The sequence below is a fragment of the Micromonospora sp. NPDC047756 genome (assembly GCF_055587245.1).
Window position 1 is genome coordinate 490,331 of sequence record NZ_JBVJGQ010000003.1, and the last position, 18,833, is coordinate 509,163.

Here is an 18,833-nt window from a genome sequence, read left to right on the forward strand (position 1 = left end):
GTCATCTTTCGGGTAGTGTTAGCGCTCACATAGATTGCGTCAACACCAGATCCGAAATACCGGTGTCACGGTCTCGTAACGGAGCATCCAGGCGAGCGTAGCCATGTGGCCGATCCACCGGAAGGGCAGGACGCGGCAACTCAGCGTGGTCGTCGGCAGCACTCTACAGACCGATGCCCGCGGACGACATCTGTCGTCCACGGGCATCGGCAGCACCGTCGGATCAGGTGGGCCGCCGCGACTTCGGTGCTCGGCGACCCCGGTCGACTACCGCTGCGACCACCGCTGGTTCGCCGCCGCGGTGCAGGTCCAGAGGATCACCGTGGTGCCGTTGGCCGTGGCGTTGCCGTTGACGTCCAGGCAGAGCCCGGTCTGCGCGTTGCTGATCGTGCCGTTGGCGTTGACCGCCCACTGCTGGTTGGTCCCGCCGTTGCAGTCCCAGACCTGCACCTTGGATCCGGCCGCGGCGTTCGACGGCGCGTCCAGGCACTTGCCCAGGGACTGCAGGGTCTGACCGCTCCTGGTCCAGCGCTGGTTGGCGGCGCCGTTGCAGTCCCAGATGACCGGCTGCGTGCCGTTCGTCGTGTTGCTGTTCGGCACGTCGAGGCAGCGGCCGGAGGCGGCGCTGGCATACGCGCTCGACGTGGTCGGCGGCGGCGTCGTCGGAGGAGTAGTGCCGCCACCGCTGACCCGGTACACCACGGTGCCGTGCGCGGGGACGCTGGCGCTGATGGTCCCGCTGCTGGTGCTGGTGCCGCCGGTCCACGCGTCGACCAGGGTGAACGACGAGCCGGACTTGCCGATGGCCGCGGCCGTCGTCGAGATCGTCGTCGTCGAGCCGCCCTGGTTGAAGAGGGCGACGGCGACGTCGCCGTTGGCGAGCGGCTTGGCCAACACCCGACGCGTGCCGTCGAACGACACCTGCGCCCCCTGCAACCCGAGCGAGTCCTGGTTGATCGCGATCAGGTTGGCGTTCTTGAGGATGGTCTGCGTGGCGGCGTTCATGTTCCGCACGTCATTGCCGGCGATCAGCGGAGACGCCATGATCGCCCACATGGCGAAGTGGCTGCGCATCTCCGTGTCGTTCATGCCGCCGCGACCGACCTCCATCATGTCGGGGTCGTTGAATCCTCCCGGGCGCGCGTAGGACGCCAGCGGAACGGTCACGTTGATGATGTTCTGGATGCCCATCGGGTACCCGTTGGTCTGGCCGGTGTCCCACGCGTTGGTGATGTCCTCGGTGGTTCGCCACATGTTCGCCACGTCGCCCCAGTTGCGCTGCGGGCCGGTCTTGGCGTGGATGCTGTTCGAGTTGATGCTGTAGACGATCGGTCGGCCGGTGGCGGCCAGCGCGTCACGCATCTTGGCGAAGGTGGCCACCTGGTCGTTGATGCTGCCCTCCGGCGAGCACCAGTCGTACTTGAGGAAGTCGACGCCCCAGGCGGCGAACTGGCGGGCGTCCTGCACCTCGTGGCCGCGGCTGCCGGTCGCACCGGGGTAGGAGCCGAAGTACTGGGCACAGGTCTTGTCGACCGGCACCTGGTAAAGGCCGAACTTCAGGTTCCGGGCGTGCAGGTAGTCGCCGAGCGCCTTCATTCCGCTGGGGAACCGGGTGGGATCGCCCTGGATGTTGCCGGAGCTGTCGCGGTTGGGGTTGAACCAGCAGTCGTCGACCACGACGTAGTTGTAGCCCAGGTCGCGCATGCCGCTGCTGACGATCGCGTCAGCCGTCTGCCGGATCAGCGCCTCGTTGATGTTGCAGCCGAATGAGTTCCACGAATTCCAACCCATCGGGGGCGTACGGGCCACGCCGTTGTCGAGCGCCTGCGCCGCCGGGGCACGAAGGCCGACCAGGGTGCCGGCGAGCAGTAATCCGGCCGCCAGTACGCTCCCCCAGCGACGACCTCGGGTATTGCGGTTCATCGAGCCTCCTGTCGGTGACGCCCGCCCGTGACGCCGATCTCTGGTCGGTACGCCGATAGTTGGGTGCCAATTTTTGTTAGCGTTAACAGAGACGCCCATCATGTTACGGCGACATTTCACGAGGTTCAATACCTGCACAGCTTTGTATCGCTTGCCATCGATTGGTTACACGGCGCGACCCATCGAGCCACGTCTTATCGGACGAGGAAGCCGAATTCGCGCACACCGGCGCGGACCCGTACGCCGCCGCAGCGCGGTCGCTCCCCGCGGCAGGCGGGGCGACCTGGGGTTGGTCCGACGGTCAGCGACGAGGTGGAGCGACGCTCTCGCGGGCGACCAGAGCGGGGGCGATGGTCTGCCGCAGCGCCCCGCCGGTGCCCGACTCGATCTGCGACAGCAGCATCTGCAGGCTCGCACGCGCCACCGCGTCGAAGTCCGGGCGGACGGTGGTCAGCGGCGGAATGAAGTACGCCGCCTCCGGCACGTCGTCGAAGCCGACCACGCTGATCTCGTGCGGCACCTGCCGACCGAACTCGTGCAGCGCGCGCAGCACGCCCAGCGCGAGATGGTCGTTGGCGGTGAAGACGGCGGTGACCTCCGGCATCCGCGCCAACATCTGCCCGCACCGGTAACCCGACGCCGCGGACCAGTCCCCCGGCATCGGCGGCGGCGGCTCCAGCCCGGCGGACAGCAACGCCTGCCTCCAACCGTCGATCCGACCCACGCTGTCGAACCAGTCGGTCGGCCCGGAGACGTGCCAGACGGTGCGGTGTCCGGCGTCGAGCAGATGTTGCGTCGCCGCCCGGGCCCCCGCCACCTGGTCGACGGTCACCAACGGCACCGGCCGACTCGGGTCACCGTCGACCGTGACCAGCGGGACATCCTTCGGCAGTCGCTCCAGCGCCTCACCGGCCGACTCGACCGGGGCGATGACCACGATGCCGGCGACCCGGTGCGACAGGTGCCGCTCCACGGCGGCCGAGATGGAGCGGTGGTCCAGGTTTCGCACGCTGCCGACGCTGACCGCGAAGCCCTCTTCGGCGGCGGTCTGCTCCAGCGCGGCCAACAGCGATGCCGGGCCGTAGAGCGTCGTGTTCTGCGCGACCACACCGATGACCTGCGATCGACCGGTCACCAGGGCGCGCGCCGCGCCGTTGGGGCGGTAGCCGAGTTCGGCAATCGCCGCGCGTACCCGAAGCCGGGTCTGCTCACGGACGTTGGGATGCCCGTTGAGCACCCGCGACACCGTTTGATGGGAGACACCGGCGAGACGAGCAACGTCCGTCATCGCGGGACCGTGGACGGCCATTTCGCTCCCCCCGCTACATCTCCGGCCCGCGGCCCGTCGACGTCGACTGGAGCGGTCCGGCCCGATCCCCCTCGCTCAGTCACCACGCCGGTGCTGAATCCCAGGTGACCAGCGCTGGATCGCCGACAGTCTACGCCAGCGAAGACCCCGGACACGGCATGCCTGTGCGGGGACCGCCCGACGCGCCGCACCCGTACGACGCGGCGCCCGTCCGCAATCCCGTACCCACCGGCGCGGGACGCGGTCCTTGTGTGGTGCGCCGGCCTGTTCCTCGCTCCTGGACAGAGCGTGGAACAGGCCGGCGACAACCTGACGTGGTGGCGCGGGCACCACATGCGCCCGGCCTGTGTTGCCAGCGCCACCGGTCAGAGCGATCGTCGTGTGATCGGTGTCACGGCGTGGTCAGGTCGAACCGCCGCACGGTGACCGCGCCGCCGAGCGCCTGCGTCGCGTGGTTGAACATGGCGAACCGGTAGCCCATGAAGAACTGCCAGTTGTTCGCCAGCGTCAGGGCGTTGCCGAACGAGGTGAAGTTCACCCCGTCGGTGCTGTACGAGAAGCGTGCCTGTCGCCCGGACCCAGGTCTGATGTCGGCGTTGGCGCGCAACCAGATCCGGCCACCGGAGACGGCGGTGCTCGCCACCTCGCTGCCGGTACTTGTGGTGTTCCAACTGCCGTCCATCGTCAGACCGTTCTGCATGACCAGCCGGGTGGAGCCGTTGTCGCGTCTGACTCCGATCCAGGCCGACGAGTTGCGCAACACCGCCAATCCGGCGCGGTCACCGTCGCGCATGGTGGAGTAGTCCAACTCGATGGTCGCGGTCGAGGTGGGGCCCTGGATGCGGTGGGTCAGCGTGTTACGTGCCTTGTACAGGTCATTGGTGACAGTGGCGGTCTGCAGGTTCAGCCCGTTGTTGACCGACCACTTGCTGTTGTCCGGGTTGTGGTTCCACTCCCACTGCGGGCCGAGCGTGGTGCCGGCGAACGTGTCCGTGCCGGTGAGCGGCTTGACCGCCCGGGGCGGGGCGGGCAGGTTCGGCTTCGGGTACGTGCTGCCCCACGCGCCGTTGACCGTCTGCAGCACGGGCCACCCGTCGCCGGTCCAGGTGATCGGGGCCAGGGCCGGCATCCGACCACCGGGGTACGCGTCGACGAAGGACATGTAGTACCAGTCCCCGTTCTGGGTCTGCACCAGCCCACCCTGGTGCGGCACACCGCCCCCCGAGATCGGGCCGGGCAGGTTGAGCAGCACCTGACGCTGCTCGTACGGGCCGAACGGGCCGTTTGTCGACTTCAGCACGTACTGGCCGTTGGCCGGGCGGGTGAGCCAGATGTAGTAGGCACCGTTGCGCTTGTAGAAGCGGGCGCCTTCCAGCGTCCCGATGCTCGACGGCGTCTGGTAGACCTGCTGGGCGCGGACCTGGGACTTTCCGTCGGCGGAGAGCTGGGCGACGCTAATCGTGCCGTTGCCGTACGCGATGTACGGCGTGTCGTTGTCGTCGAACAGCAGGCCGGCGTCGTAGTAGCAGTTCGGGATGGTGGCGTGCTTGCTCCAGGTGCTGTCGACGGCGGACGCGGTGTAGATGTGGGTCTGCGCGAAGTCGATGCACCCGGCCCAGTAGTACTGCCGGTTGCTCGGCCGGTAGTTGAGCGTCGACGCCCAGATCCCGTCGACGTACGCGTTACCGCCGCTCATGTCGTACTTCGAGCCGAAGTCGAGCCGGGGCACGGCGTGACCGGCGAACTCCCAGTTCACCAGGTCGTACGAGCGCAGGACCGGCGCGCCGGGCGAGTAGTGCATGGTGGACGACGTCAGGTAGTAGACGTTGTCGACCCGGATGATGTCGACGTCGGCGAAGTCCTGCCAGATGGCCGGGTTCGAGAACGTGCCGTTCGACGGCGGCGGGGTCGTCGGCGGCGGCGTGGTGGGGTCGGTCCCACCGCCAACCCGGACGAACTGCCACTGCTGGTTGGTGCCGTTCCAGTCGTCGTACTGCACGATGTTTCCACCGTCGGCGGTCGAGGCGCCCTGCACCTCCATCACCTTGTTGCTGTTGCGGTTGATCAACCGGACGTAGCCACCGTCGGAGTCGGCCAACCGGAACTGCTGGTTGGTGCCGTTGGTGTCGCTCCACTGCACGATGCTGCCGCCGTTGGCGGTCGAGAAGCCCGAGACGTCCAGCACCTTGCCGGAGAGCCGCGACTTGACCCGGTAGTAGCCACCACCGGAGTCGACGAACTGCCACTGCTGCTGGTTGCCGTTGTTGCGGGTCCACTGGGTGATCCGCGCGCCGTCGTTCGTCGCCAGGTTGTAGACGTCCAACGCCTTGCCGCTGTTGCGGTTGACCAACACGTACCACGCATTGGTGTCGACCGTCGCCGCTGACGCGGGCGACGAGGCGACGGCTGCGGCCGCGCCACCGACCACCAGTGCCGTCGCGGCGACAGCAAGTCTCGACAGCCACCCGCGCCGACGTGGCGCACCCCGGGGAACCCGACCGATGGAAAGCATGATCCTCCTCTGCTGACGCGAACCGAGCGATCTGAGTCGGCGTCCGCGGCACCGGGCGGGGCGCCAATCTGACCGAGCCCGGCCATGTGATCGCTAACACCGCCGACCCGACCGTGACGGCGACGGAATGCCGAAACCCGGGAGAGGTGGGGAGCGCGCGTGGCCGGACAGCCAAAGACATCGACCATCTTGGCTATAGACTGTGAGCGATAACATGCTGTTAGTCAAGCCGTAACACAGCTGCCTCGCGTCGCTACCAGGACCACACGCGAACGGGTGGTCCACCCGGCCCGCAGGCAGGGATGGACCACCCGTCTCGATGGGGGCCGTCAGGCCGCGCGAATCAGAAGCCGCGAGCCAGCCGGTGGTAGGCCTGGTTCCAGCGCAGCTCGTCGGCGAAGCGGCGAGGCTCCGTGGCGGCGTCGATGACGACCAGCTCGGTGCGGCTCATCTCCGCCAGGTCGTGCAGCTCCTCCACGCCGACCGCCTGGGACAGCACGGTGTGGTGCGGGGCGCCCGCGGTGATCCACGCCTCGGCCGAGACGGGCAGGTCGGGGCGCGGACGCCAGACGGCGCGGGCAACCGGCAGCCGGCGCAGTGGTTGCGGCGGGGCCACCACGTCGATCTCGTTGGCCACCAGCCGGAAACGCTCCCCCATGTCGGCCAGGCCGAGCACCACCGCCGGGCCGGGGGCGGCGTCGAACACCAGCCGGACCGGGTCCTCCCGCCCGCCGATGCTCAGCGGGTGGATCTCCACGTTGGGAACGTCGGACGCGATGGTCGGGCAGACCTCCAGCATGTGGGCGCCGAGCACCAGCTCGTTGCCCGGGGTGAGGTCGTAGGTGTAGTCCTCCATGAACGACGTACCGCCGCTCACGCCCACCGACATCGCCTTGAGCGTGTGGACCAGGACCGAGGTCTTCCAGTCACCCTCGCCGCCGAAGCCGTAGCCGTCCGCCATCAGCCGCTGCACGGCGATGCCCGGCAGCTGACGCAGCCCGCCGAGGTCCTCGAAGTTCGTGGTGAAGGCCCGGAAACCGCCGGCGTCCAGGAAGGCACGCATGCCCAGCTCCAGGCGCGCGGCGTACCGCAGCGAGTCGTGCTGCTCACCACCGGGCAGCAACGCGCCGACGATGCGGTAGGTGTCCTCGTACTCCTTGACCAGGTCGTCCACCTGGGCGTCGGTGACCTCGCCGACGACCTCGACCAGGTCGTTGACCCCGTAGGTGTTGACCGAGACCCCGAAGCGCAGCTCGGCCTCGACCTTGTCGCCCTCGGTCACCGCGACGTCGCGCATGTTGTCGCCGAAGCGGGCCAGGCGCAGCGACCGCATGGCCGACCAGCCCAGCGCGGCGCGCGCCCAGGCCCCGACCCGCTCGGTCACCCGCGGGTCGCTGACGTGCCCGGCCACCGTCTTACGGGCCACCCCGAGACGCGTCTGGATGTACCCGAACTCACGGTCGCCGTGGGCGGCCTGGTTCAGGTTCATGAAGTCCATGTCGATGTCGTTCCACGGCAACAGGACGTTGGCCTGGGTGTGCAGGTGCAGCAGCGGCGTCTGCAACGCGTCCAGACCGGAGATCCACATCTTGGCCGGTGAGAACGTGTGCATCCAGGCGATGACCCCGACGGCACCCTGAGCGGCGGCGTCCCGGCAGACCTGCAGAATCTCACCGCTGTTGGTCAGGACGGGCTTCCAGACCACGCGGGCGGGAATCTGCGGTGAGTCGTCGAGCGCGGCCGCGATCTGGCGAGACTGCTCGGCCACCTGGCGGAGCGTCTCCTCGCCGTACATGCCTTGGCTGCCGGTGAGGAACCAGATCTCGGGTTGTGTGTGTGGTGCCATGGAGTTGCCTTCCGCGAGAGGGGCGGTCACTTGTAACGAATTCCGATGAGACGCTGAAGGAGGATGAACGCGAAGAGCAGGCCGCCGATCACGATCTTGGTCCACCAGGAGTTGAGGCTCCCGTCGAAGGTGATGAGGGTCTGGATCACGCCCAGGACCAGGACGCCGAGCACCGTCCCGAACACGTAACCCGCGCCGCCGGTGAGCACGGTGCCACCGATGACGACGGCGGCGATGACGTCCAGCTCCATCCCCACGGCGATCAGCGGCGCGCCGGAGAGAGTGTAGAAGGACAGCAGGATCCCGCCGATTGCCGAGCACAGACCGCTGATCGTGTAGACGGCGATCCGGGTGCGGCCCACCGGCAGGCCCATCAGCAGCGCCGACTGCGGGTTGCCACCGATGGCGTACACGTTGCGTCCCAGCCGGGTGTAGGCCAGCACGTACGCCGCGATGACGACCACCACGAAGGCGATCAGCACGCTGATCGACACGAAGTTGCCCCGCGGGTCGCCGATCCGCTCCTGCGACATCGAGGTCCAGAACCCGTCGGTGATCGGGATCGACGCGCCGGAGATGAAGGTGCACATGCCCCGGGCGAAGAACATCCCCGCGAGCGTCACGATGAACGGCTGGATCTCGAAGAAGTGGATGACGCAGCCCATCAACAGCCCGAGCGTCGGACCGATGAGCAGGGCGATGACCAGCACCAGCGCCGCCGGCATGCCGTCCTGCAGCAGCGCGGCCGACACCATCGCCGTCATCGCGACCACCGAACCGACCGACAGGTCGATGCCCCCGGTCAGGATCACGAAGGTCATGCCCACCGCGACGACGAGCAGGAAGCCGTTGTCGATGAAGACGTTGAAGATGACCTGGACGTTGGAGAACGCCGTGTACTGCGAGACGCCGATGCCGTACATCACCAGCAGCAGGGCGAGCGTCGCCAGGACCGGTATCTGCTTGCGCGGCAGCCGGAACCGGGTACGACCGGCGGTAAGCGTTCCAGTGGTCATGCCGGCACCTGCTCCTTCGGCTTGTCGGCGATGGCGGCGGGCGGCGGGACGTTGCGCCTACGTCGGCTGAACCGGGCCCGGAAGGCCGGCGCCTGGATGAGGCAGACGGCGATGACGACGACCGCCTTGAACAGCAGCGATGTCTGCGGCGAGATGTCCATCGCGTACACCGTGGTGGTCAGGGTCTGGATGATCAGCGCGCCGATGATCGTGCCACTCAGGAAGAACCGGCCGCCCGCGAGGGACGTACCGCCGATGACGACCGCAAGGATCGCGTCCAGCTCGACCCAGAGGCCGGCGGCGTTGCCGTCGGCGCTGGAGACGTTGGCCGTCATCATGAAGCCGGCGACCGCGGCACACGCGGCGCTGATCACGTACGTCAGGAAGATGACCCGACCGGACCGGATGCCGGCGAGCCGACTGGCCATGGCGTTGCCGCCCACCGACTCGATGATCATGCCGAGTGCGGTGCGACGGGTGAACGCGGCGACCAGCAGGGCCGCGGCGAGGGCGATGAAGATGGCCAGCGGCAGGGTCAACGCGTGCCCCAGGCCGATCGCCCGGTACGGCTCGGAGTTGATGGTGATGATCTGGCCCTCGGTGATCAGCTGGGCGAGACCCCGGCCGGCGACCATCAGGATCAGAGTGGCGATGATCGGTTGGATCCCGATCACGGCTACCAGCACCCCGTTCCAGGCGCCGAGCACCAGCGAGACGCCCATCGCCAGCGCGAGGGCGGTGACCACCACGGCCGGGCTGTTCTGGTCGGGCTGCTGGCTGATGTACATGCAGGCGATCGCGCCGCTGATCGCGCAGAGCGAGCCCACCGACAGGTCGATGCCACCGGTGGAGATGACCAGGGTCATGCCCAGCGCGACGAGGATCAGCGGTGCGCTCAGCCGCAGGATGTCGACCGGCGTGCCGTACAGGTGCCCGTCCTTGAGCTCGATGGACAGGAACCCGGGCCGGTAGATCGTGTTCGCGGCGAGCATGACGAACAGCACGGCGGCGGGCCAGAACAGCCGGTGACCGATCATCGTCCGATAGCGGCCCATGGTGTCGTTCATCGGTCTGCCTCCTCCCGGTGGGATCCGCTGGCGATGGTCTGCATGACGCGGTCGGCGTCCAGGCTCTCGTCGTTGGCGAGCTGCGCGACCATCTGCCGGTCCCGCATGACGGCCACCTTGTGGCTCAGGCGCAGCACCTCCTCCAGCTCGGCGGAGATGAACAGCACCGCCATGCCGCCGTCGGACAGCTGCGTCACGAGCTTCTGGATCTCGGTCTTCGCCCCGATGTCGATGCCCCGGGTCGGCTCGTCGAGAATCAGCAGTCGAGGCTCGGTGATCAGCCACCGGGCCAGCAGCACCTTCTGCTGGTTGCCGCCGGAGAGGTTGCGTACCGGCACCTCCGGGTCGGCGGGCCGGATGTTGAGAGCCTTGACGTACTTGTCGACCAGCTCGTCCTGGCGGCGACGCGGAACGGGCCGCAGCCAGCCGCGGGCCGCCTGCATGGCCAGGATCATGTTCTCGCGGACCGTCAGGTCCGCGACGATGCCCTCGGCCCGCCGGTTCTCCGAACAGAAGCCCACGCCGTGGTCGATGGCCTGCGCGGGAGTACGCAGACTGCTCGCGTTGCCGTCGATCGCCACCTGACCGCCGTCGGTCTTGTCGGCGCCGAACAACAACCGTGCGACCTCGGTACGCCCCGAGCCCAGCAGGCCGGCCAGGCCCACCACCTCGCCGGCGTGGATGGTGAGGCTGAACGGCTCGACCGCTCCCGCCCGACCGAAGTTCGACACCGCCACCAGGGGGGTGCCCTCCTCCAGCGCGGCCAGGTCCCGCCGGGAGTGCTCCTCGATGCCCTCCAGGACGTCGAGCTCCTTGCCGATCATCTTCTCGACCAGGGAGAGCTGGGGCAGCTCGGCGGTGAGGTACTCGCCGACGAGCCCGCCGTTGCGCAGCACGGTGATCCGGTCGGCGATCTCGTAGACCTGGTCGAGGAAGTGGGTCACGAACAGGATCGCGATGCCCTCGTCGCGCAGTTGCCGCATGATGCGGAACAGCTGCGCCACCTCGCCGGCGTCGAGGCTGGACGTCGGTTCGTCCAGGATCAGCACCCGGGCCTTGATGTCGATGGCGCGGGCGATGGCGACCATCTGCTGGATCGCGAGCGAGTACGAGCCGAGTGGCGCGCTGACGTCGAGGTCGAGGTCGAGGCGGGCCAGCAGGGCTCGGGCCCGACGGCGAACCTCACCCCAGCGGACGGCGCCGAAGACCCGAGGCTCCCGGCCGATGAAGATGTTCTCCGCCACCGAGAGGTTGGTGCAAAGGTTGACTTCCTGGAAGACGGTGCTCACACCGGCGGCGGTCGCCTGCATCGGCCCGGTGAACGACACGGGCTCACCGTCGAGGGTGATCGCGCCCTCGTCGGTGTCGTAGACGCCGGTGAGCACCTTGATCAGGGTGGACTTGCCGGCGCCGTTCTCGCCCATCAGGGCGTGCACCTCGCCGGGGAAGAGCCGGAAGTTGACGTCGTGGAGTGCGCGCACCCCGGGGAAGGACTTGCTGATCCCGGTCATGGTCAGGACCGGACGGCTATCCGTCATCCCATCAGACCTCTTCTGGGTTGTCGACACGGAAGGGCCGCTACGCTCCCGCCACGCCCGCCCGGTCGTCCCTGGGGGACGCTCGGGCGGGCGTGGTACGGGTCGTCGCGGGCCAAGCCCGGTCCGTTTCGGGTAGGGAGGCGACGCGGCGGGGCCGCCACGCGAGCGCGGCGACCCCGTCGTCGATCAGTACTTACGGTTGGGCAGAGCTTCCTTGGCCTGCTCGGTCGTGAAGGTGGTCTCCTCGGTCTCGATCCGAGGCGGCACCTCCTCGCCCGCGTGGACCTTCTTGGCCAGGTCCATCAGCTGCGGGCCAAGCAGCGGGCTGCACTCCGCGATAAAGTTGAACTTCCCGTCGGCGAGAGCCTGCATGCCGTCCTTCACCGCGTCGACGGTGATGATGGTGATGTCCTTGCCGGGCACCTTGCCGGCCGCGGTGATCGCCTCGAGCGCGCCCAGGCCCATGTCGTCGTTGTGCGCGAACAGCACGTCGATCTTCGGGTTGGCCTTGAGGAACTGCTCCATGACCTGCTTGCCGCCGGCCCGGGTGAAGTCACCCGGCTGGGAGGCGATGATCTTCAGGTTCGGGTTGGCGGCGATCGCCTCACCGAAGCCCTTCTTGCGATCGTTCGCCGGCGCCGCACCGGTGTTGCCCTGCAGCTCGACGATGTTCACCGGGCCCGAGGCGGTCTTCTTCTGCTCGACCAGCCACTCACCCGCGAGCCGGCCCTCCTTGACGAAGTCCGAGCCGAGGAACGTCTTGTAGAGCGTCTTGTCGGCCGAGTCCACCGAGCGGTCGGTCAGGATGACCGGGATGCCGGCGTCCTTGGCCTCCTTGAGCACGGTGTCCCACCCGGACTCCACCACCGGCGAGAAGGCGATCACGTCGACCTTCTGCTGGATGTAGTTGCGGATCGCCTTGATCTGGTTTTCCTGCTTCTGCTGCGCGTCGTCGAACTTCAGCTCGATGCCGGCCGCGGTCGCGGACTCCTTGATCGAGGTGGTGTTGGCGGTACGCCACCCGCTCTCCGCACCGACCTGGGAGAAGCCCATCGTGATCTTGCCGTCGTCCTTGGACCCGCCGCCGCCGGTGTCGCTGTTGCCACAGGCCGCCACGCCGCCGACCAGCAGCACGCTGGCGAGGACTGCGGCAGCGCGCCACCGAACGGACTGCGTTCGCATCTTTCCCATCGAATCTCCTTGGCTGGATGTGGTGGGTAACCGCGCCGACCGCAGAGGTGCGAGAAGCGGCGTACGCGGGTGGTGCGTGCTGGTGCGTCGTGGTGCAGACCGACGGGTCCCGGGTCTTCGGTGCAGGGTCAGGAACCCGCCGGTGCGACTGGTTGTTGGCCGTAGACGTTCTGGTAGCGGTCGTAGAGCGAGTCGATGTCTGCCTGCGCCATCGGGACCGGCTGCCCGAGGGTGTGGGCCAGGTGCGCCGTACGCGCCACGTCCTCGCACATGACCGCCGCCTTGACCGCCGCGCGGGCGTCACGGCCGATGGTGAACACGCCGTGGTTACGCATCAGCACCGCCGGCGAGCGGTGCCCGGCGAGCGTGGCGACGATGCCCTTGCCGATGTCGTCACCGCCGATCAGCGCGAACGGGCCGATCGGGATCTCCCCACCGAACTCGTCTGCCTGGGCGGTGAGGTGGCAGGGAATCGACTCCCCACACGCGGCCCAGGCGGTCGCGTACGAGCTGTGCGTGTGCACGACCCCGCCGACCTCGGGCATGGCCCGGTAGACGTAGGCGTGGGCGGCGGTGTCGCTGGACGGGGCGAAGTCGCCCTCGACGAGAACGCCGTCGAGGTCGCACACCACCATGGTGGTCGCGGTGAGGTCGTCGTAGCTCACCCCACTCGGCTTGATCACCATCAGGTCCTGGCCGGGGACGCGCGCGGAGACGTTGCCGGACGTCCAGGCGACCAGGTTGTACCGGGTCAGCTCGGCGTGCAGGCGAGCCACGGTCTCGCGCAGCTCGGCGATCTGTCGGGTCACCTCGGCGTTCACGCCACCACCTCCAACGGAGCCTCGTGAGCGGTCGCGGCGGTCTCGACCGCCGCGTTACGGATCGCCCGCAGGCGGAGCATGACGTCGTTGCCGCCACGACCGAAGTGGTCGTGCAGCGCCCGGTACTCGGCGTAGAGGGCGTCGTAGGCGCGGGCCCGCTCGGGGTCCGGACGGTAGACGGCCTCGTGCACCCGACCCATGGCCTGCGACGCCTCGTGGATCGAGGGGAACTCACCGGCGGCGACGGCGGCGTGGATCGCCGAGCCCAGCGCCGGCCCCTGCGCCGAGGCGATGATGTTCAGCGGTCGCCTGGTCACGTCGGCGTAGATCTGCATCAGCAGCGCGTTGTTGGTCAGACCACCGGCGATCACCAGGTCGTTCACCGGGACTCCGGCGTCGACGAACGCCTCGATGATCATCCGGGTGCCGTACGCCGTGGACTCCAGCAGGGCCCGGTAGATGTCCGCCGGCCGGGTGGCCAGGGTCATGCCGACGATCATCCCGCTGAGGTCGTGGTTGACCAGCAGGGAACGGTTGCCGTTCCACCAGTCCAACGCGATCAGGCCGTGCGCGCCGACGGGCTGACTCGCGGCCAGCTCGGTGAGGCGCTCGTGCGAGTCGACGCCGGCCGGTGCGGCATGCTCGACGAACCAGCCGAAGATGTCGCCGACACCGCTCTGCCCGGCCTCGTAACCCCACGCGCCGGGGCTGATGCCGCCATCGACCACACCACACATGCCGGCCACCTCGGCGACCTCCGCGCCGTTGACGACGTGGCAGGTCGAGGTGCCCATGATGGCGACCAGCCGACCGGGCTGCACCGCCTGCGCGGACGCCGCGGTGACGTGCGCGTCGACGTTGCCGACGGCCACCGCGATCCCCTCCGGCAGTCCGGTCCAGGCGGCGGCCTGGGCGGTGAGCGAGCCGGCCCGGGCCCCGAGGGGCAGCAACGGGCCGTCCAGCTTGGCCACGAAGTCGCCGAAGTTGGGGTTGAGTGCGGTCAGGAAGCCCTCGGAGGGGTAGTGACCGTCCTGCAGGATGCCCTTGTAGCCGGCCGTGCAGACGTTGCGGGTCTCGCTGCCGCAGAGCTGCCAGACGATCCAGTCGGCGGCCTCGATGAAGCGCTCGGCCCGGTCGTAGACCTCCGGGTCCTCCTCCAGGAGCTGCAGGCCCTTGGCGTACTGCCACTCGGCGGAGATCTTGCCGCCGTACCGGCCGATCCACGGCTCGGCCCGCTCGTGGGCGAGCGCGTTGATCCGGTCGGCGTGCGGCTGCGCGGCGTGGTGCTTCCACAGCTTGACCCAGGCGTGCGGTCGGTCGCGCAGCTCGGGCGTCTCGCACAACGGGGTGCCGTCGGCGAGCGTCGGCAGCACGGTGCAGGCGGTGAAGTCGATGCCGATGCCGACCACCGCCGTCGGGTCCACCCCCGCGGCGGACAGCGCCGCCGGGACGGCGTACCTCAGCACGTCGCGGTAGTCCTGCGGGTTCTGCAGGGCCCAGTCCGGGGGCAGCGTTCGGCTTCCCGGAAGGGCCGTACTGATCACGCCGTCGCCATACTCGTGCACCGCGGTCCCCAACTCGGCACCATCGCCGACACGGACCACCAGAGCTCGCCCGGACAGGGTGCCATAGTCGACACCGACGACGTAGCGGTCGTCAGCTCCGTCCACACGGTTCATGTTCACCTCCACCATTAACGGGGATAGTGTTAACGCTCACATACAGCCTCGTCAAGACATCTACCCGCAACAGCTCCGTAACGGAACGCGAAAGGCGGACCGACTCGGGAGGGTTGCCGCTAACCGGCGCAGAACCCACATTTCGCCCTCATCTGCGCCAGCCATCTGACGAATGGGGCCTGCGCCCGACACGAGCGCCACCCGGAGAGGCGTGAGCAGGCGGCGCGACAAGTCCGGTCCGTCGCGCATCGCGACTTCACCGCCCGATAGCGACCACTTCTCCCCCGAGGATGATGGCAGCGATAACATTCCCAGGGCTCCACGGTCGCGGGCTCGGATCCGCTCACCGCCATCGACGACCATGCTGGCTCCTGCCTGAGCGCCCCGGAGGGCGACCCACCCGCCGCGGAGCCGGGCGACCGCCCGGTGTTATCGATAACATTCAACGTCTTGGTGTGCCCGCACCGCCCGGTCACCCCGCGCGCCCGACGGCGGGTCGCGCGACCCGGACGCAAAGCTCCACTCGAGCTCTGTCACGTCCGGGGTCGCGGGCGGAGTGATCGACCGCGTTCGAACCGGGCCAACGCGGCCTGGTCGGCCAACGCGGCCACCGCGGCCTGTCGCCAACGCGCCCTGTCGGCCAATGCGGCCTGTCGGCCACCGCGGCCTGTCGGCCACCGCGGCCTGTCGGCCACCGCGGCCTGGTCGGCCAACGCGGCCTGGTCGGCCAACGCGGCCAACTGACGCTGGCTCAGGTCGGGCAGCTGCCGTTGATGCAGCGCGGCAGGACCAAGCAGGGTGATAAGGCCCAGCGATGACATCCCGCCACCGTGGACCACGGGCGCGATGCCCGCGATTCCGCTGCGGCAGGTCGGCGACTTGCGGCGCGATCCCCGCGCGCCCTGAAACGCCGAGCGCATGACCTGGCGGGCCTCACTCCGATGAGCGTGATGTCTGTGAGTCATCGTGATGACTCACAGACATCACGCTCATTAGCGGATGTGGTTCCAGCGCTCATCCGCGGCCAGCCGTTGCGCCTGACGGCCAGAGGCGGCAGGGCAGTCCGCGGCGAGGTGGGGCGGGCGAGGCGAGGCGAGGTGGGGTGGGGTGGGGCGAGGCGAGGTGAGGCGCCGCCGGTCGCGCGCCGCGCCACGAGCCGGCGGTCCGACCCCTGTGGGCCGAGCCGCCGGCTCTTTGTTGCGGTGGTACCGGACGCGCCGGTCGGGTCAGGCCGTTCGGTTGCGGTTGTAGCGGGCCTTGGCCCACAGGAAGCTGCCCGCCGTGATGACGGCGCACCAGACGACCGCGATGATCCCGTTGGCGCCGATCCCGGTGCCCAGGAGCAGGCCGCGAAGGGTTTCCATGACGGGCGTGAAGGGCTGGTACTCGGCGAACAGCCGCACGGCGGTCGGCATGGAGTCGGTGGGGACGAACCCGCTGCCGAGGAACGGCAGGAGGATCAGCGGCATCGGCAGGTTGCTGGCCGTCTCGACACTGTCACTGACCAGGCCGAGTGCGACGGACAGCCAGGTCAGCGCAAAGGTGATCATGACGAGTACGCCGACCGCCGCGAGCCACTCGACCGCGCTGGCGTTGGGCCGGAACCCGACCAGCAGCGCCACGACGGTGACGGCCGCCAGGCTGAGCATGGTCTGCACCAGGCTGCCCAGCACGTGACCCGTCAGGACTGACGGTCGGAAGATCGACATCGTGCGGAACCGGGCGATGATCCCCTCGGTCATGTCCATCGCGACCGAGATGGCGGTCCCCTGCGCGGCGCTGACCACTGTGATGAGCAGGATGCCGGGGGTGACGTAGTTGGCGTACTGGGAGCGGCCGCCGGACGGGCCGAGACCGGCGCCGAGCGTGCCGCCGAAGACATAGACGAAGAGCAGCAGAATGATGATCGGGATGCCGATGAGCAGGAACGTCATCGACGGGTACCGCCGCATGTGCAGCAGGTTTCGCCGCAGCATGGTGCTCGAGTCGCGGACGGCGAGGGAGAGGGTGCTCATCGCGCGGGAGCCCTTTCGTGGTTGGGTCGGCTGGCCCGGGTGTCGGGCTGACCGGTGAGGGTGAGGAAGACGTCGTCGAGGTCGGGGGTGTGCACGGAGAGCCCCGCCACGCTGATCGAGGCGCGGTCGAGCTGGTCGAGCAGGGATCGCAACGACCCGACCCCTCCGTCACTCGGCAGCTGGAGGGTGAGCGCCGCGTCGTCGCGGGTGGCGGCCTCGAACGTCCGGGCCGCCGAGTCGAGCCCCTCCTGGTCGGCGAACTGCAACACGACGTGGCCGCCCGGGATGAGCCGCTTGAGCTCGCGCGGCGTGCCCTCGGCGATCAGCCGGCCGTGGTCGAGGAAGGCCACCCGGTCGGCGAGCTGGTCCGCCTCCTCCAGGTACTGGGTGGTGAGCAGGATGGTCACGCCCTCGGCGGCGAGGGCCCGGATGATGTGCCACATGGCCCGACGGCTGCGCGGGTCGAGGCCGGTGGTCGGCTCGTCGAGGAAGATGACGCGGGGCTCGCCGACCAGGGTCATCGCGAGATCGAGTCGGCGACGCATGCCGCCGGAGTACGTGGACACCGGCTTGCCCGCCGCCTCGGTCAGGTCGAACTGGTCGAGCAGATCGGCGATCCGCCGTCGACCGGCGGCCCTGCCCAGGTGGCACAGGTCGGCCATCAGGGTCAGGTTCTCCCGACCGGTGAGCAGGTTGTCGACGGCGGAGAACTGGCCGGTGACGCCGATCAGCGCGCGGACCGCGTCGGGTTCCCGGGTCAGGTCGTGGCCGAAGACACGGGCGTTACCGCCGTCGGCGTCGATCAGGGTGGAGAGGATCTGCACGGTGGTGGTCTTGCCGGCGCCGTTCGGACCGAGCAACGCGAAGATGGTGCCCTCGGTGATCATCAGGTCGATGCCGTCCAGCACGACCTTGTCGCCGTAGGACTTGCGCAGGTCGGTGGCGACGATCGCGGGGTTCATGGAGCTGGTCATGGTCTCCTCATCCGTGGTGGGCGGGGGTGGTGGGTCAGGCGCGGCGGATCATGATGTCGCCGAAGGAGGTGTTCGCACGGACCTCGACCGTCTCGTCGGTCTGCGCCGGGCTGTCGGTCGACTCCAACGCGTTGTGCACACGGCCGTGCTTGGAACTGACGTCCAGCCAGGCGGCCGTCCCGCGACGGATGCCGACCTCGATCGCGCCGTAGGAGGTCTGCAACTCGACAGCTCCCCGGACGACCTCGCCGAGGCGGAGGTTGCCGTAGGCGGTACGGGCCGTCACCGAGGCCAGCGCGGTGTCCACCGTGACGTCGCCGTACGCCGTGTTGATCCGGACGGGGCCGCCACCGCTGCCGATCCAGCAGTCACCGGAGGAGTTCTTGATCTCGGCGCTGCCGTCGACGAGCCCGAGACGCACCTTGCCGGACGACACCTTCACCAGGGCGGAGCCGAGGACGCGCTCGGCCGCGACCTCACCGTGGCTGGAGTCGATGTCCAGCGGCCCGGTCTCGTCGAGTCGGATGTTGCCACCGGTCTTGATGCGGCACTCGCCGAGCCGGCCCTCGCAGCGGAACGCCGCCCACGACGACTCGGCCTGTACGCCCGATCCGGTCGGCAGCTCGATCAGGACGTCGACCGACGGCCCGGCACCGAACGCGTAGCGGCGCCAGCTCTTCGGCACCCTGACCACCAGCTGTCCGGCGGCGTACTCGATGGTGGTCTGCTCCGCGGCACTCAGGTCGGCCTTGCTCGACGGGTCGCGGGGCCGCACGGTCACCACCGTGTCGGTGCGGTCGCTGGCCGCGATCCAGACGTCCCCGACCGGGATCTCGATTCGGGCGGAAATCGCTTCTGGCGTCTCGAAAACAGGCATGGTGGTCTCCCGAAAGGTGGTCGGCGGAGGTCGCCGCCGGTCAGCGGCGTGATGAGGTGGGGTAC

14 protein-coding genes are annotated in these 18,833 nt (G+C 68.8%); all 14 read right to left on the reverse strand.

Going from position 1 to position 18,833, the window contains the following annotated elements; all coding sequences use genetic code 11:
• Window positions 1–267 precede the first annotated feature (267 nt).
• The 14 genes from ACZ6NZ_RS11620 to ACZ6NZ_RS11685 all read right to left on the reverse strand — a co-directional run bounded on the left by ACZ6NZ_RS11620 (window position 268) and on the right by ACZ6NZ_RS11685 (window position 18,768).
• A complete protein-coding gene (locus ACZ6NZ_RS11620; RefSeq protein ID WP_465858037.1) occupies window positions 268–1,923 on the reverse strand; it encodes a glycoside hydrolase family 27 protein in 1,656 nt (551 codons plus the stop codon).
• Between the two features lie 301 nt (window positions 1,924–2,224).
• On the reverse strand, window positions 2,225–3,211 hold the full coding sequence (locus tag ACZ6NZ_RS11625; RefSeq protein ID WP_366611441.1) for a LacI family DNA-binding transcriptional regulator: 987 nt from the start codon (window positions 3,209–3,211) through the stop codon (window positions 2,225–2,227).
• A 412-nt stretch (window positions 3,212–3,623) separates the two neighbouring features.
• Window positions 3,624–5,744 carry a family 43 glycosylhydrolase gene (locus tag ACZ6NZ_RS11630; protein ID WP_366611440.1) on the reverse strand — a complete coding sequence of 707 codons (2,121 nt, stop codon included), beginning with the start codon at window positions 5,742–5,744 and terminating at the stop codon, window positions 3,624–3,626.
• Between the two features lie 343 nt (window positions 5,745–6,087).
• On the reverse strand, window positions 6,088–7,590 hold the full coding sequence (gene araA, locus ACZ6NZ_RS11635; RefSeq protein WP_366611438.1) for an L-arabinose isomerase: 1,503 nt from the start codon (window positions 7,588–7,590) through the stop codon (window positions 6,088–6,090).
• A 26-nt stretch (window positions 7,591–7,616) separates the two neighbouring features.
• On the reverse strand, window positions 7,617–8,606 hold the full coding sequence (gene yjfF / locus ACZ6NZ_RS11640) for a galactofuranose ABC transporter, permease protein YjfF (RefSeq protein WP_355006877.1): 990 nt from the start codon (window positions 8,604–8,606) through the stop codon (window positions 7,617–7,619).
• The gene (locus ACZ6NZ_RS11645; protein ID WP_465858041.1) at window positions 8,603–9,673 is read right to left on the reverse strand and encodes an ABC transporter permease; all 1,071 of its coding nucleotides are present in this window, start codon (window positions 9,671–9,673) and stop codon (window positions 8,603–8,605) included. Before ACZ6NZ_RS11645 ends, yjfF begins: the two co-directional genes overlap by 4 nt.
• Window positions 9,670–11,211, reverse strand: coding sequence for a sugar ABC transporter ATP-binding protein (locus tag ACZ6NZ_RS11650; protein ID WP_366611434.1), 1,542 nt, complete (start codon window positions 11,209–11,211; stop codon window positions 9,670–9,672). Before ACZ6NZ_RS11650 ends, ACZ6NZ_RS11645 begins: the two co-directional genes overlap by 4 nt.
• 186 nt (window positions 11,212–11,397) lie before the next feature.
• Window positions 11,398–12,402 (reverse strand): ABC transporter substrate-binding protein, encoded by a 1,005-nt coding sequence (locus ACZ6NZ_RS11655; protein ID WP_465858043.1) that lies wholly within the window; start codon window positions 12,400–12,402, stop codon window positions 11,398–11,400.
• Between the two features lie 128 nt (window positions 12,403–12,530).
• The gene (locus ACZ6NZ_RS11660) at window positions 12,531–13,223 is read right to left on the reverse strand and encodes an L-ribulose-5-phosphate 4-epimerase (RefSeq protein WP_465858045.1); all 693 of its coding nucleotides are present in this window, start codon (window positions 13,221–13,223) and stop codon (window positions 12,531–12,533) included.
• The gene (araB, locus tag ACZ6NZ_RS11665) at window positions 13,220–14,902 is read right to left on the reverse strand and encodes a ribulokinase (protein WP_465858047.1); all 1,683 of its coding nucleotides are present in this window, start codon (window positions 14,900–14,902) and stop codon (window positions 13,220–13,222) included. Before araB ends, ACZ6NZ_RS11660 begins: the two co-directional genes overlap by 4 nt.
• A 533-nt stretch (window positions 14,903–15,435) precedes the next feature.
• The gene (locus ACZ6NZ_RS11670) at window positions 15,436–15,723 is read right to left on the reverse strand and encodes a hypothetical protein (RefSeq protein ID WP_465858049.1); all 288 of its coding nucleotides are present in this window, start codon (window positions 15,721–15,723) and stop codon (window positions 15,436–15,438) included.
• Window positions 15,724–16,128: 405 nt separating this feature from the next.
• Entirely contained in the window at window positions 16,129–16,917 is a 789-nt protein-coding gene (locus ACZ6NZ_RS11675; protein WP_465858051.1) for an ABC transporter permease, read from the reverse strand.
• Window positions 16,914–17,891, reverse strand: a complete 978-nt coding sequence (locus ACZ6NZ_RS11680; protein ID WP_465858053.1) for an ATP-binding cassette domain-containing protein — start codon at window positions 17,889–17,891, stop codon at window positions 16,914–16,916. The genes ACZ6NZ_RS11675 and ACZ6NZ_RS11680 overlap by 4 nt, the downstream gene beginning before the upstream one ends.
• A gap of 34 nt (window positions 17,892–17,925) precedes the next feature.
• The gene (locus ACZ6NZ_RS11685; RefSeq protein ID WP_366611428.1) at window positions 17,926–18,768 is read right to left on the reverse strand and encodes a DUF4097 family beta strand repeat-containing protein; all 843 of its coding nucleotides are present in this window, start codon (window positions 18,766–18,768) and stop codon (window positions 17,926–17,928) included.
• Window positions 18,769–18,833: the final 65 nt, after the last annotated feature.

What these genes read in the sequence shown, in the direction of transcription:
- ACZ6NZ_RS11670 (WP_465858049.1), bottom strand. Translation starts at nt 15,723, where the DNA reads ATGTCATCGCTGGGCCTTATCACCCTGCTTGGTCCTGCCGCGCTGCAT.
- ACZ6NZ_RS11650 (WP_366611434.1), bottom strand. Translation starts at nt 11,211, where the DNA reads ATGACGGATAGCCGTCCGGTCCTGACCATGACCGGGATCAGCAAGTCC.
- ACZ6NZ_RS11630 (WP_366611440.1), bottom strand. Translation starts at nt 5,744, where the DNA reads ATGCTTTCCATCGGTCGGGTTCCCCGGGGTGCGCCACGTCGGCGCGGG.
- araA (WP_366611438.1), bottom strand. Translation starts at nt 7,590, where the DNA reads ATGGCACCACACACACAACCCGAGATCTGGTTCCTCACCGGCAGCCAA.
- ACZ6NZ_RS11645 (WP_465858041.1), bottom strand. Translation starts at nt 9,673, where the DNA reads ATGAACGACACCATGGGCCGCTATCGGACGATGATCGGTCACCGGCTG.
- yjfF (WP_355006877.1), bottom strand. Translation starts at nt 8,606, where the DNA reads ATGACCACTGGAACGCTTACCGCCGGTCGTACCCGGTTCCGGCTGCCG.
- araB (WP_465858047.1), bottom strand. Translation starts at nt 14,902, where the DNA reads ATGAACCGTGTGGACGGAGCTGACGACCGCTACGTCGTCGGTGTCGAC.
- ACZ6NZ_RS11685 (WP_366611428.1), bottom strand. Translation starts at nt 18,768, where the DNA reads ATGCCTGTTTTCGAGACGCCAGAAGCGATTTCCGCCCGAATCGAGATC.
- ACZ6NZ_RS11680 (WP_465858053.1), bottom strand. Translation starts at nt 17,891, where the DNA reads ATGACCAGCTCCATGAACCCCGCGATCGTCGCCACCGACCTGCGCAAG.
- ACZ6NZ_RS11625 (WP_366611441.1), bottom strand. Translation starts at nt 3,211, where the DNA reads ATGACGGACGTTGCTCGTCTCGCCGGTGTCTCCCATCAAACGGTGTCG.
- ACZ6NZ_RS11655 (WP_465858043.1), bottom strand. Translation starts at nt 12,402, where the DNA reads ATGGGAAAGATGCGAACGCAGTCCGTTCGGTGGCGCGCTGCCGCAGTC.
- ACZ6NZ_RS11675 (WP_465858051.1), bottom strand. Translation starts at nt 16,917, where the DNA reads ATGAGCACCCTCTCCCTCGCCGTCCGCGACTCGAGCACCATGCTGCGG.
- ACZ6NZ_RS11620 (WP_465858037.1), bottom strand. Translation starts at nt 1,923, where the DNA reads ATGAACCGCAATACCCGAGGTCGTCGCTGGGGGAGCGTACTGGCGGCC.